This window comes from Desulfovibrio sp. SGI.133 (genome assembly GCF_050313955.1).
In the GTDB taxonomy this organism is placed as follows: Bacteria; Desulfobacterota; Desulfovibrionia; order Desulfovibrionales; family Desulfovibrionaceae; genus Desulfovibrio.
Genome location: NZ_JBNPMK010000002.1, coordinates 306,854 through 319,700, shown reverse-complemented (window position 1 = coordinate 319,700; position 12,847 = coordinate 306,854). Strand labels below are relative to the sequence as shown.

The following is a 12,847-nucleotide window of genomic DNA, read 5'->3' as shown; positions in this document are numbered from 1 at the left end:
CCTCATGAACAAGGACGTCATCAGCACCCCCAACGCTCCTGCCGCCGTGGGCCCCTACAGCCAGGGCATCCGCGTGGGCGACATCTTCTTCCTCTCCGGCCAGATCCCGCTGGATCCCGCCACCGGCAAGCTGGTGGAAGGCGACATCTGCGCCCAGGCCGAGCAGTGCTGCAAGAACGTGGTGGCCCTGCTGGAATCTCAGGGCCTGACCACCGCCAACGTAGTCAAGACCACCGTGTTCATCGCTGACATGAACGACTTCCCCAAGGTCAACGAAGTCTACAAGAAATACTTCTGCGAACCCTTCCCCGCCCGTTCCTGCGTGGCCATCAAGAGCCTGCCGCTGGGCGCCCAGGTGGAAGTGGAAGCCATCGCCGCCCTCTAAGCCTGTCCGGGAGGGGCGTCCTGCAAAGGGATGCCCCTCCTTTTTCTATCCGGCTCCCTGCGTTCCTCTGGCTGACTTTCTGCCGCCTGTCCCGGAGCCGCGCCTTCCTCCGCTCCCTGCCTATGCTCAAGATCGTCACGACCATCCTTTGCGTCTACATGCTGGTCCGCTGCGTGCTGCCCCTGCGCTGCAAGCGGCCGCTCAAGATGCTGCTGGCCCTGCTGGTACTGCTGGTGGGCTTCCGGCTGCACATCTTTTCCCTGCTCTACGCCACCTTCAATCCCGAGCTGCCGCGCTGGGTGCTGGTCAGCACGGGCGTGCCGCATGTGCTCTTCTTCCTGCTGGCCCTGCTCTCGCTGCTCCGGGATGCTGCCTGCCTTGCCTGGTGGCTGGCGCGCCGCCTGCGCCCGGGCCTTCCGGCCCTGCCCGACAGCAACCGGCAGATGGCCGCCCTTTTCCTGGTGGCCCTGGTACTGACCGTCATGGCCGTACCCGCGGCCCTGCGCATCCCCGAAGTCCGCACGCAGGAGATCGTCCTGCCCGGCCTGCCCCCCGCCCTGGACGGACTGCGCGTGGCCCAGCTCACGGACCTGCACATCAGCCGCAACTTTCCCGCCGCATGGACCCGGGCCGTGGTGGACAGGACCAATGCCCTCAGGCCGGACATCATCCTGCTCACGGGCGACCTTATGGACGGCAGCCCCGCCCTGCGGCGTGAGGACTTCGCGCCCATGGCCGACCTGCGGGCGCCGCTGGGCGTCTTCGCCTGCCCGGGCAACCATGAATATTACTCCGACCTGCCTGCCTGGCGGCCCGTCCTGCGTGCCCACGGCATCACCCTGCTGGAGAACGAGGCCGTGGTATTGCCGGTGCGGGGCAGCCACCTGACCGTGGCTGGCGTCACCGACAATGTGGCTGAACGCTTCGGCCTGCCCGGCCCCGATCCGCACAGTGCCCTGGAAGGGACGCCGCGACCGCGCATCCTCATGGCCCACAAGCCGGAGCTCTTCCATGAGACGGCCCCGAAGATCGACCTGCAGCTTTCCGGCCATACCCACGGCGGGTTGGCCCTGCTGCTGGATCAGGGCGTGGCCCTGTTCAACGGCGGTTTCGTGCGCGGCTGGTATGTCCGGGACGATGCCCGCCTGTATGTGGGCCCCGGCAGCGGCCTGTGGGGCGGTTTTCCCCTGCGCCTGGGCGTACCTTCCGAGATCCTGCTGCTGGTCCTGCGCGCGCCGCGATAACGCATCGCCCTTCTGCATCCCGTCTGCCCGCCTTTTTCCCCGCTCCCGCAGGCCGGACATCCCCTGCGGGAGTATCGGGACTTCATCCCGCATCCCTCTTGCCTGTCGCTCCGGCAGGCCCTACATTAGCAGGATAGAGAACCCCCACCTTCCAAGGAGCCCGCATGCCCCTTCAGCCCCCAAGCCCGTTCCACCAGCACATCGCCTTGCCGGAAAGGACTGCCCTGCTGCTCTCCATGCTGGCCCCCTGGCCACGCCGGGGCAGGGAACTGCTGGTCATCGGCTGCGGGGCGGGGCATGTTCTGCCGCCGCTCTGGCAGAGCGGCTTTGACCTGAGCGCCTGCGAAGCCTCTCCGGCCCTGCGGGAGCAGGCCCGGCGCAGGGCCCCGCAAGGCGTGGAAATAGAAGCCGCCTCCCCGGACTGGCTGCCCTTTGCCGACAACAGTTTCGACTGGGTACTGCTGCGGGCCGACGAACTGCCGCCCGCCGCCCTGCCTGCGGCACTGGGCGAGGCCTGCCGCGTGGCGGCCTGCGGTCTGGCCCTCACTTTCTGGAACAGCGCCTCCCTGCCCTGGCTGACCTGGCGGCTGCACGGGCGTCGCCATGCCTGGCCCGGTCACTGCCTGCCCTTCTGGACAGCCTGGCGCCTGCTGGCCGCCCGTCCGGGACGACTGCACGCGGCAAGCTGCCTCTGGCGGCCCGCCTGCCGCTGGCATCACGGGACGCACGTCCATGCCGCGGCCCTTTCCCGCCTGCCCTTCGGGGCCTGGTGCGTCCTGCGTCTGGACATGTCGCCCCGCCGTACGGGGACCCCCCTGCCCCTGCGTCTGCGCCCCCGTCTGGATACCGCCCGCCCCGTCATGGAGTACGACTCCCTGCGCGCCGCCGAACAGTCCCCGGCACAAAAACAGCATCCCTGAATCACAGGAAAAAATTTTTCTGTTCCCGGAGACCACAGCGCAGGGGATTTTCGGCATTCCTCTCCCGCCCGCAGCGGCAGACAGGCCTCAGGGGGCTTGCCGCCGGCACCGGCCTGCATTATGGTGGTACGTCCTGAAGGAAATGACAGCAACACGGGCGGTATCCTGTGCCGCGCCGTTTTTATTGCGCAGTCCACAATAAGGAGATCATCATGAAAGCGCGCAGCAGATCCATCCATCTTTCCGTGCATATCCATAAAGATCCTGCCGCCATGGCCGAGCGCGCCGCCCATATCCTGGCCGCCGCCTGTGAAGAAGCCGTGGCCGAACGCGGCGTGTTCCGCATCGCCCTTTCCGGCGGCCAGACGCCTATCCCCCTGTTCCGTCTGCTGGCGGCCAGTGACTGGGCCGACCGCCTGCCCTGGGACAAGATGAGCTTTTTCTGGGTGGACGAACGCTGCGTGGGGCCCGACCATCCTGACAGCAACTACGGCCTTGCCCGCCGCGAACTGCTGAGCCATGTGCCTGCCACCCACTTCTACCGCATGCGCGGCGACATCGACCCTGTGGAAGCTGCCGTCAAATACGAGCAGCAGATCCGCCAGGACTTCAATATCGGTCCCAACGACCTGCCCCGCTTCGACTTCATGATCCTGGGCATGGGCGATGACGGCCACACCGGCTCCATCTTCCCCAACTCTCCGGCCCTGGCCGAACACAAGCGTCTGGTCATCGACCAGTATGTGCCCGAGCGCAAAGCCGACCGTCTGACCCTGACCCTGCCGGTCATCAACAACTCCCGCTGCTGCATGTTCCTGGTCACGGGCAAGGAAAAGCATCAGGTGCTGGGCCAGGTGCTGGATCTGCTGGCCGAGCCCACCCTGCCTGCCCAGATGGTGCGCCCCAGCGTGGGCGACCTGATCTGGGTCGTGGACGAGGCTGCGGCCACCGGTCAGGACTAAGCCGTCCTGCCATACGAATGACAAAGGAGGGGCCCCACCGGGACCCCTCCTTTTTTTGCGGGCTCTGCCTGCCCGACACGTTCGCGACGACACAGCATCCCCGCCCCGGCTCGCTGCCTGCCTGGGACGGCCGCCGGGACAGAGGTCTCTCAGCCGTTGCTCCCCCCTGCCGACACCACTCCCGACAGGTCATGAGGGGACGCGACTGTCCCGCCGTCCCGCCCGGTCCCGCCGGGAAGATCTTCGAGCCCGCTCCCGCCAGCCGTCTCCAGCTGGTGCAGCACACGGGCCTTGGCCATGATCTCGGGCCGGTATTCGAAGTGCATCAGATCATATTCGTGCCATTTGCCGCCCCAGATGAAGCCCTCGGCCTCGAAGGCCCGGACGATCTCGCTGTCGTAGGACTGTTGCAGGGGATGGCGCTCCAGCTTGGCCCAGCGCCAGTACGGCGCCCGCTGCGGGCTCAGGTCGATGGCGATACCGAAGGAATGCGGGCTCAGGCGCTGCTCTCCGGCGATGGGGCGCCACAAAAAACCTCCGGCCGAGACCAGCCAGGGCTTGAGCTCCGGCCGCTGCCGCACGGCCTCGCGCAGGCGGCCATCCACGGCGGCCAGCGCCCGCACGGCGGCCCCGCTCATCCGCACCTTGCGTCCCTGCAGGGACGTCCCGCCCAGGCCCCGGCGGACCGTGGCCGCATCCGCACCGTACAGGGCCCTCAAAAAGGCATAGCTGCGCCAGCGGCCGGGCGAATAGCCCCGCGGCGTGGCCGCCCGTTCCGGGTCCGGCAGATAGGGCAAGTGCATGCTGGCACGCAGCGAGACATCCATGCGTGCGGGATCGAGACGCCGGGCCAGACGCTGTTCCCTGTCCAGCAGGGCCGCATCATCATAAGGATGGGCCGCCAGTTCCGCTGCCGAGGCATAGAGCACCCGCCGCTCCCCTTCCAGGCGCAGCCAGATGCCGTCAGGCCCGGATTCCACCGCCCTGATCTGCGGATAGGCCGAACGCAGGCACAGCAGATTGATACGGTCCTCGGCGGACAGGCCGGACAGCTCGCCGCCACGTTCACCGGCAGCCGTCTCCGCCGTACAGCACAGCGGCAGCAGCAACAGCCACACCAGCAGCCCGCCCCAACGGGAGGGATGCCGCCACACACATCCTTTCATCATCCATCTCCAGCGGGCCCGGCCGCCTCTTGTCAAGGGGACGGCCTTTGCCCTACATAGCAGCCATGCAAGCATGGAAATTCTACTTCATTACCTTTGGCTGTAAGGTGAACCAGTACGAAACGCAATCCCTGCGCGAGGCCTGGCAGGCCCGTGGCGGCGTGGAATGCGACGACCCCGCCCAGGCGGACGTGGTCTGCGTCAACAGTTGCGCCATCACGGCCCGAGGGGAGCGCGATGCCCGCAATGCCGTGTTCCGTCTGCGCCGCGCGGCTCCCGCTGCCCGCCTGATCCTGACCGGCTGCGCGGCCCGCCTGTTCGAGGACTTTCGCCGGCACGGCCACGAGGACTGCGTACAGCCGGACCTCGTTCTGCCCCAGGGCGACAAGCGCCTGCTGCTGGCCGGGCCCTGGACGGAAGAAGCCCAGGCTCCGGCAGGAGAAGCGCAGGCCCCTTCCTACCCGCCCTTTGCCATCAGCGGCTTCCGGCGCGCCCGCCCCGTGCTCAAGGTGCAGGACGGCTGCCAGCACCGCTGCACCTACTGCATCGTGCCCCTCACCCGCGGCCGCTGCCTGAGCCGCCCGCCGGAAGACGTCATCGCCGAGGCCCGGCGCCTGCTGCTGGCCGGGCATGCCGAGATCATGATTTCCGGCATCAATCTGCGCCAATATGGCCGGGACAACGCTGATTTTGGTGATTTCTGGAGCCTGCTCCGCCGTCTGGATGCCGCCCTTGCCCCGGAATTCGCCGGACGCGGCCGTTTCCGCATCAGCTCCCTGGAACCGTCGCAGCTGGACGACGAAGGGGTGGAGACCCTCATGGCCTGCCGCATGCTCTGCCCGCAGCTGCACATCTCGCTGCAACACGCCAGCCAGCCCGTGCTGCGCCGCATGGGCCGCGGCCACTATACGGCCGAAATGCTCCAGCGTGCCGTGGAACGCCTGCACGCCCACTGGCCCGTCATGGGGCTGGGGGCGGACATCATCGCGGGCTTCCCCGGCGAGCGTGAAGAAGATGTGGCCTGCCTGCTGGACTTCGTACGCGAGACGCCCTTCAGCTATGCCCACGTCTTCCCCTATTCCCGTCGCCCCGGTACCGCCGCCGACCGCTTTGACGGCCACCTGCCCCAGCAGGTCAAGCAGGAGCGGGCCGCCCGTGTCCGCGCCGCCGTGGAGGAACGCCGCCAGACTTTCTGGCAGGCACAGCTGGCCCTGCCGCGCATGTTGCTGGCCGCCGACAGCCCCGCCCCCGACCAGGCCCCTGCCCGCCGCCGCAAAGCCATCAAGGGCGTCAACGAATTCTATGTGCCCTGCATCCTGCCCGCCGGGGCCCATCCCGGTCGCGAACTGCTGGCCGTGCGCCCCCTGTCCGTCACGGACAAGGGCCTGCTGGTGGAACCGCTGGCGGACTAGATATCTTTGCTTTGGGGCCCCGGGGAGGGGCATTGTCGTCCCGCCGCTATCGATGTCCGAAGGCCTGCCGGGAACGTCCCGCAGGACAGCTCCAGGCAGCAGCGGCACGTCCCTCCCCCGGGCCCCGTCCTCTCAGGATCGTGGGGGATGTGACGGGATAGTTGTCTCAAAGAGCTTGCTAAAATTTCTGATCTCTGAAATAAAAACATAGCGATTAAATATGTTTCATATTCCCCCCATCGACCGGACGGGAAAAACCGCTGCTCCCGACCGCGAAACCTGCCCGGCATCGTACCGCACCGCACCATGAATCACTGGAGCGAACCTTTTCCTTCCCCCCTTTGCGGCCGCATCCCCTGTAACCAAGAGAGGAAATGCCATGTCCTGCCGCTATGCACTCTCTGTCCTTTTGGGCCTCACCCTGCTGGCATCCGGCTGTACCGGCGGTTTTTCCCGTCATTATCAGGCGACGGACGACCATGTCCGCCCCGTGGATACCCTTGAGTCCTGTAGCGCCCCCCGCGTGGAGCAGCTCCCGGCATCCGTCATGGAAAAACGCCTTGCCGGGGCCCTTGCTGACGGCTATGTCCGCCTGGGCCGGGCCATGTGGGAGAGCGCCGTCCCCGCATCCGCCGATGATGCCGCCGCCCAGGCGGGCCGTGTGGGTGCCTGCCTCGTGCTCCAAAGCGTGACGCCCATCCCCCAGCAGCCGGAAAAGCCCCACTACCAGGCGCATCCCGGCTTCGTCTCGCGCATCGGCCAGCGCGGCATCTTTGCCGAGGACAACAGCGGGAACCTGGGCGGTCCGGCCACGCAGCCTGCGGTGCGTTACCGCAACGACGCCGTCTTCCTTGCCCGCACGAGGTAGAGAGGCACCCCTCCTCCCCGCCGGAGAAAGAAGACAGGCCCGCACCGGCAGTTCAGGATCTTCCTGTCGGCTACCGGGGCAGGCCCCTGCCGGACAAGACCGGGGCGCCTGCCGCCCAGGCCTCAGGCATACGCACATCCCCCGTATGGCGCATGCCTTTGGTTTCGCGCCTCGGGGCTCAACAGACGAATCCATACAAAAAGAGGGAGCCTGCCCTGCGGCACGGCTCCCTCTTTCCCTGTCAGGGGATATTGTTATTCGCAGGCTAGATGCTGATCTGGGCGCCCAGCAGCTTGACGAAGGCGGCGATCCAGGCCGGATGCGCAGGCCAGGCCGGAGCCGTGACCAGATTGCCGTCCACCACCGCGTTGCTGGCCGTGGCGTTGAAGTCATGCCAGGTGGCGCCCGCGGCCACCACATCGGGCTTGACCGCAGCGTAGCAGGTGCAGGTGCGGCCCTTGAGGATACCCGCGCTCACCAGCAGCTGGGGGCCGTGGCAGATGGCGGCAATGGGTTTGCCGGCGGCGTCGAATTCACGCACGATCTCCAGCACGCGCTCGTTGAGGCGCAGGTATTCGGGCGCGCGCCCGCCGGGCACCACCAGACCGGCGTAGTCAGCCACATCGACCTTGTCGAAGTCATAGTTGATGGCGAAGTTGTGGCCGCGCTTCTCGCTGTAGGTCTGGTCGCCCTCAAAGTCATGGATGGCCGTGCGCACGAAGTCGCCGGCCTTCTTGCCCGGGCAGACGGCGTGGACTTCGTAGCCCAGCATCAGCAGCATCTGGAAAGGCACCATCACTTCGTAATCTTCCACATAATCGCCGGCCAGCAGCAGAATCTTTTTCATCGTAATACTCCTGTGCGGCAAGGCGCCCGTCCGGAACAAAGAAGCCGGGCCCGCACTTGCCATCGCTCATATACTGCTTATATAAGCAGCGGAACGTTACAGACAAGAGGCAGGCCGGAGCTTTTCCGTCCCGGCGGCTGCCTGCCGATACACCTCACTGTCCCGCGGCCCCGGCTGCGGCTCAAAACATGGCAAGGAGTGCTCCATGCCCCTGTATGATTTTGTCTGCCCCGCCTGCGGGGCCCAGTTCGAAGAGCTGGCGTTCGGTGACGAAACGCCCGCCTGCCCCCAGTGCGGCCATGCCGAGACCCAGCGCCAGATGAGCGTGCCCAGCCCGCTCAAGACCGGCGCCTTCCCCTTCAAGCCCGGCCCGGTGCATCCGCTGGCCTCCAAGACGGGCAAAGGCCTTGCCGGTTGCGGTCAGGCCGGCGGCTGCGGCAGCGCCCCCGCCGCGCCCAGCTCCGGTTCCGCCTGCGGCGGCAACGGCAAGTTCTCCTGAGCCTAGGCTCCTCGTATCCTGGAAGGATACGTTCATTTTGGGGACGCGCCTTCCGCGGCATGTATCCAGCCGCGCGGGCGCGTTCCTTGCATTATGGAGCTGCTTGGCCTATTCTTTTGGAATATTTTCACTTCAGGGGGATATTATGCTGCGCAGTATGACCGGCTTCGGCCGCTGCCTGGTAGAGAGCGAAGGCTTCACCCAGCAATGGGAAGTCAAAAGCGTCAACAGCCGCCATCTGGACCTTAAATGGCGTCTGCCCATGAGCGTGCGCAGCCTTGAGCCGCGCCTGGAAAAAGTGGTGCGCCGCTTCGCCTCCCGCGGTCGCGTGGACATCAGCCTGACCCTCCAGTACACCGGCGGCACCGGCCCCGCGCCGCGTTTTGACGCCATGCAGGCCGAAGCCATGCTGGACAGCCTGAAAGAACTGGCTGCCCGCCGTGGCGAGTCCTTCACCCCCGACTACAACGCCCTGCTCGCCCTGCCCGGCCTGTGGGGCGATGCCGGTGACGAAGTTGACGAGAGCCTGACCCTGGCCCTGGAAGAAGGCCTGTCCCTGGCACTGGAAGACTGGAACGACGCCCGCGCCGCCGAGGGCCGCGCCCTGGCCCGCGACATGCATTCCCGCATCCTGCGCATGGAAGAATGGACCGGCCTCATCGCCGAACGCGCGCCCGAGATCAAGGAAGAGCGCGCCGCCGTCATGCGCGAACGCCTCAACGAGGCGCTGGAAGCCGTCAACGGCCTGGACGAGAACCGCTTCCTGCAGGAGGTCACCATCCTGGCCGACCGTCTGGACGTCACCGAAGAGCTGACCCGCCTGCACACCCACCTTGCCCGTCTGCACGAACTGCTGGATGCGGGCAAGGATGCCGGCCGCCGTCTGGACTTCACGCTGCAGGAATGCTTCCGCGAGATCAACACCTGCGGCAACAAGATCCCCGATGTGCAGCTTTCGCGCATGGTGGTCGATTTCAAGAACGAACTGGAAAAGTGCCGCGAGCAGGTACAGAACCTCGAATAGCCGGCGGGTTCCCGTCACGGTCGTCCGACACTGAGCTCTGCGGGCTCTGCCTGCGGAAGGAGATTTTGACATCATGAACAGACTCGGCATCGCGCTGGTCATCAGCGCGCCCTCCGGCACGGGGAAGACCACGCTCATCAAACGCCTGCGCAAAGAATTCCCCAACTTCGGCTATTCCATCTCCTGCACCACCCGCGCCCCCCGCGAGGGCGAAGTGGACGGCAAGGACTATCACTTCCTGAGCCGCGAGCGCTTCGTGGAGCTGCGCGACCAGGGCCATTTTGCCGAATGGGCCGAAGTGCACGGCAACTTCTACGGCACGCCCCTGCCCCCTGTGCGCGAGATGCTGGCCAAAGGCCAGGACATCCTGTTCGACATCGACGTGCAAGGCGCTGCCCAGCTGCGCAAGAACATGCCCGATGCCCGCTTCCTCTTCATCCTGCCGCCTTCCATGGAAGAGCTGGAACGCCGTCTGCGCGGCCGCGGCCTGGACAGCGAGGAAGTCATCCTGCGCCGCCTGGCCAATGCCCGTGCCGAGATGCAGGAAGCGCCCCACTATGATGCCCTTATCGTCAATGACGACCTGGACACGGCTTACGACCACCTGCGCGCCGCCTACCTGGCCGCGACCCTGGCCCCCCACTGCCGCCCCGAGCTGGTGGAGGCCCTGAACAACGGACACCTCCTTTAAAGGAAGAAGAACGATGGCTGCCCAACTCATTGTCGCTCTGGATCTGCCCCGCAAGGAAGACGCTCTCGTCCTGGCCCGCGAACTGCAAGGCGCCGTGCCCTGGTGCAAGGTGGGCATGGAACTGTTCACCCTGGCCGGTCCGGACATCATCCGCGAACTGCACGACCTTGGCTTCCATGTCTTCCTGGACATGAAATTCTACGACATCCCCCACACCGTGGCCCAGGCCGTCAAGGCCGCTGCCGCCGCCGGTGCGGAACTGCTGACCCTGCACTGCCAGGGTGGCGAGCGCATGTGCAGCGAGGCCCGTATTGCCGCCGACAGCTACGGCAGCAAGGCTCCCCAGCTTTTCGGCGTCACGGCCCTGACCAGCTTCGGCCCCGGCGAGATGCCCGGCATCAGCGCCGATCCTTCCGACTTTGCCCTGGAACTGGCCGGCAAGGCCCGCGGCTGGGGCCTGGACGGCGTGGTCTGTTCCGGCCATGAGGCCGCCCGCATCAAGGCCTCCTGCCAGGGCCTGCGCTGCCTGTGCCCCGGCATCCGTCCTGCGGGTGCCGATACCGACGACCAGCAGCGCATCATGACGCCCGCCCGTGCCGTGCAGGCCGGTGCCGACTTCCTGGTGGTGGGACGTCCCATCCTCAAGGCTCCCTCGCCTGCCGAGGCCGCCCGTGCCATCCAGGCCGAGATGAAAGCCGCCGTCTAAAGGAGACAGCATGACAGCCAGCGCCCCTCTTGCCCTTTTCCGCACCTCAGGCATGTCCCGTCGCCGCAGCATCCGGCGGCGTGGGCCTGTCATGGAGGTGGCGGCATGAAGCGCTGGCTGTTCCGTGAGCCCCCTGCCGGTTCGCCGCCGCGCGGTCTGGCCCGTGAGCTCTCCATCTCTCCCCTGCTGCTGGACATCCTCTGGCGGCGCGGCCTGGACAGCCCCGAAGAGCTGGACGCCTATCTTTCCGCGCGTCTGCCCGATCTGGTGCCGCCGTCCCGCTGGCCCCAGTTCCCGCAGGCGGCCGAGGTCATCAGCAAGGCTCTGCTGGACGGCAAGAAGCTGGCCGTCTGGGGTGACTACGACGTGGACGGCATCACCTCCTCCACGCTGGTGCTGGACGTGCTGGAAGCCCACGGCCTGGAAGCCCTGTGGCATGTGCCCGACCGCCGCAGCGAAGGCTACGGCCTGAACATCCCGGCCATCGAAGAACTGGCCGCGCAGGGCTGCGGCATCCTGCTCACCGTGGACTGCGGCATCTCCGACATGGCGGCCGTGGCCCGCGCCCGCGAGCTGGGCATGACCGTGGTCATCTCCGACCACCACCTGCCGCCGCCGGAACTGCCCCCGGCCGACGCCATCTGCAATCCCCGTCTTGGCCCGGAAGACGACATGCCCTGCCCCCATCTGGCCGGTGTGGGCGTGGCCTTCTTCCTCATGGCCGCCGTCAACGCGGCCCTGGCCCCGCACACGGGCCGCCGCTTCAAGATGGACAAGGTGCTGGATCTGGTGGCCCTGGGCACGCTGGCCGACGTCATGCGCCTGGGCGGGCAGAACCGCATCCTCGTGCGCGGCGGGCTGGACAAGCTGGCCGAGGCCGCCCGTCCCGGTATCGCCGCCCTCAAGACCGTGAGCGGTTCCGACGCGGCCGCCCGCCTCAACGCCGGACAGGTGGTCTTCCGTCTGGCGCCGCGCATCAATGCCGCCGGACGCATGGGCGCGGCCGACACCGCCCTCCAGCTGTTGCGCAGCAAGGACCATGTGGAGGCCCTCCGCCTGGCCCAGCATCTGGATGCCCTCAACACCCAGCGCCGCGAGGAAGAGGAGCGCATCTGGGCCGCCGCCCGCGAGCAGGCCCACCGCCAGCTGGAGCAGCGCCAGCGCCCGGCCCTGGTGCTCTACGGCGGCGACTGGCACCCCGGCATCGTGGGCATCGTGGCCTCGCGCATCGTGGAAGAATTCTACCGGCCCACCATCATCCTTTGCGACGACAACAATATGATGAAGGGCTCGGGCCGCTCCATCCGCGAGTTCGACCTTTACGCCGGGCTCCAGAAGACGGCCCATGTGCTGGCAGGCTTCGGCGGCCACAAGCTGGCCGCGGGCGTGCGCCTGGAACCCAACCAGCTGGAACGCTTCCGCGAGGCCTTCGAACAGGTCGTGGCGGACGAGCTGGGCGAGCAGCCCCTGACCCCGGCCCTGCTGCTGGAATGCGAGCTGGATTTCCAGCAGGCTTCGGACTCCGCCTTCTTGCAGGAGCTGGAACTCATGCAGCCCTTTGGGGCAGGCAATGCCGAACCGGTCTTTGCCTCCCCGGAACTCACGGTGGTGGATCGCAGCCCGCTGGGCTACAGCGGCGACCATGTGCGTCTGCGCCTGAAGGACAGCGCCAGCGGCATCACCCTCATGGCCAAGGGCTGGAACATGGCCACGGCCTTTCCGCCCTCTTCCGTGGGCTCACGCATCCGTGTGGCCTACACGCCGCGCCTGGACTACTACCGGGGCGTGGCCTCCATCGACGTGGGCATCAAAGACTGGCAGCCCGTGGCCGACTAGCACGCGCAAATAAGAATTGTTGAAGGGCCTTCTTCCCGTACGGAAGCGGCCCTTTTCCTTTTTCCTCTGGTGGAGCGCTGGACGCATCTCCGTTTTCACCAGCTGATACCGTCCCGCACCGCCGGCGGGCTCCGGGCAACCGCAGCTCCCCCCTCCTTTCCAGACTGCTGCCAGCCATGTCCCTGCGGTACCGCTGCCCCCCGCGCCGTGCAGAAACGTATATCCTCTTCTCCCCGGACGGATGGCACAACAGTAGCTGCGCGCCCTGTCCACCGCCATAAAAATCC

13 protein-coding genes are annotated in these 12,847 nt (G+C 66.8%); 11 read left to right on the top strand and 2 right to left on the bottom strand.

Features of this window, described 5'->3' with window-relative positions; genetic code table 11:
- The first annotated feature begins 4 nt into the window (after nt 1–4).
- From ACQRBR_RS04195 to pgl, 4 genes are all read left to right on the top strand, one after another.
- A complete protein-coding gene (locus ACQRBR_RS04195) occupies nt 5–385 on the top strand; it encodes a RidA family protein (protein ID WP_006003888.1) in 381 nt (126 codons plus the stop codon).
- Nucleotides 386–507: 122 nt separating this feature from the next.
- Entirely contained in the window at nt 508–1,629 is a 1,122-nt protein-coding gene (locus tag ACQRBR_RS04190) for a metallophosphoesterase (protein WP_321128407.1), read from the top strand.
- Nucleotides 1,630–1,793: 164 nt separating this feature from the next.
- A complete protein-coding gene (locus tag ACQRBR_RS04185; protein ID WP_427812378.1) occupies nt 1,794–2,549 on the top strand; it encodes a class I SAM-dependent methyltransferase in 756 nt (251 codons plus the stop codon).
- A 212-nt stretch (nt 2,550–2,761) separates the two neighbouring features.
- Complete coding sequence (pgl, locus tag ACQRBR_RS04180) at nt 2,762–3,511, top strand: 6-phosphogluconolactonase (protein ID WP_427812377.1); 750 nt, start codon at nt 2,762–2,764, stop codon at nt 3,509–3,511.
- A gap of 149 nt (nt 3,512–3,660) precedes the next feature.
- On the opposite strand, the gene ACQRBR_RS04175 is transcribed toward pgl, so the two are convergent.
- Nucleotides 3,661–4,677, bottom strand: coding sequence for a M15 family metallopeptidase (locus ACQRBR_RS04175; protein WP_427812376.1), 1,017 nt, complete (start codon nt 4,675–4,677; stop codon nt 3,661–3,663).
- A 65-nt stretch (nt 4,678–4,742) separates the two neighbouring features.
- Here ACQRBR_RS04175 and ACQRBR_RS04170 point away from each other — a divergent pair, with 65 nt between their 5' ends.
- The gene (locus tag ACQRBR_RS04170) at nt 4,743–6,089 is read left to right on the top strand and encodes a MiaB/RimO family radical SAM methylthiotransferase (protein WP_418237274.1); all 1,347 of its coding nucleotides are present in this window, start codon (nt 4,743–4,745) and stop codon (nt 6,087–6,089) included.
- 379 nt (nt 6,090–6,468) lie between these two features.
- Nucleotides 6,469–6,957, top strand: a complete 489-nt coding sequence (locus ACQRBR_RS04165; RefSeq protein ID WP_427812375.1) for a hypothetical protein — start codon at nt 6,469–6,471, stop codon at nt 6,955–6,957.
- 265 nt (nt 6,958–7,222) lie between these two features.
- Here the strand turns inward: ACQRBR_RS04165 and ACQRBR_RS04160 are convergent, their stop codons facing one another.
- The gene (locus ACQRBR_RS04160) at nt 7,223–7,804 is read right to left on the bottom strand and encodes a DJ-1/PfpI family protein (protein ID WP_040368924.1); all 582 of its coding nucleotides are present in this window, start codon (nt 7,802–7,804) and stop codon (nt 7,223–7,225) included.
- A 205-nt stretch (nt 7,805–8,009) separates the two neighbouring features.
- Here ACQRBR_RS04160 and ACQRBR_RS04155 point away from each other — a divergent pair, with 205 nt between their 5' ends.
- The 5 genes from ACQRBR_RS04155 to recJ all read left to right on the top strand — a co-directional run bounded on the left by ACQRBR_RS04155 (nt 8,010) and on the right by recJ (nt 12,560).
- The gene (locus tag ACQRBR_RS04155; RefSeq protein WP_427812374.1) at nt 8,010–8,303 is read left to right on the top strand and encodes an FmdB family zinc ribbon protein; all 294 of its coding nucleotides are present in this window, start codon (nt 8,010–8,012) and stop codon (nt 8,301–8,303) included.
- 145 nt (nt 8,304–8,448) lie between these two features.
- On the top strand, nt 8,449–9,327 hold the full coding sequence (locus tag ACQRBR_RS04150; RefSeq protein ID WP_303880775.1) for a YicC/YloC family endoribonuclease: 879 nt from the start codon (nt 8,449–8,451) through the stop codon (nt 9,325–9,327).
- 73 nt (nt 9,328–9,400) lie between these two features.
- A complete protein-coding gene (gene gmk, locus ACQRBR_RS04145; protein WP_415992576.1) occupies nt 9,401–10,018 on the top strand; it encodes a guanylate kinase in 618 nt (205 codons plus the stop codon).
- A 13-nt stretch (nt 10,019–10,031) separates the two neighbouring features.
- Entirely contained in the window at nt 10,032–10,724 is a 693-nt protein-coding gene (pyrF, locus tag ACQRBR_RS04140) for an orotidine-5'-phosphate decarboxylase (protein WP_006003862.1), read from the top strand.
- Between the two features lie 105 nt (nt 10,725–10,829).
- Nucleotides 10,830–12,560, top strand: a complete 1,731-nt coding sequence (gene recJ, locus ACQRBR_RS04135) for a single-stranded-DNA-specific exonuclease RecJ (RefSeq protein ID WP_303880773.1) — start codon at nt 10,830–10,832, stop codon at nt 12,558–12,560.
- Nucleotides 12,561–12,847: the final 287 nt, after the last annotated feature.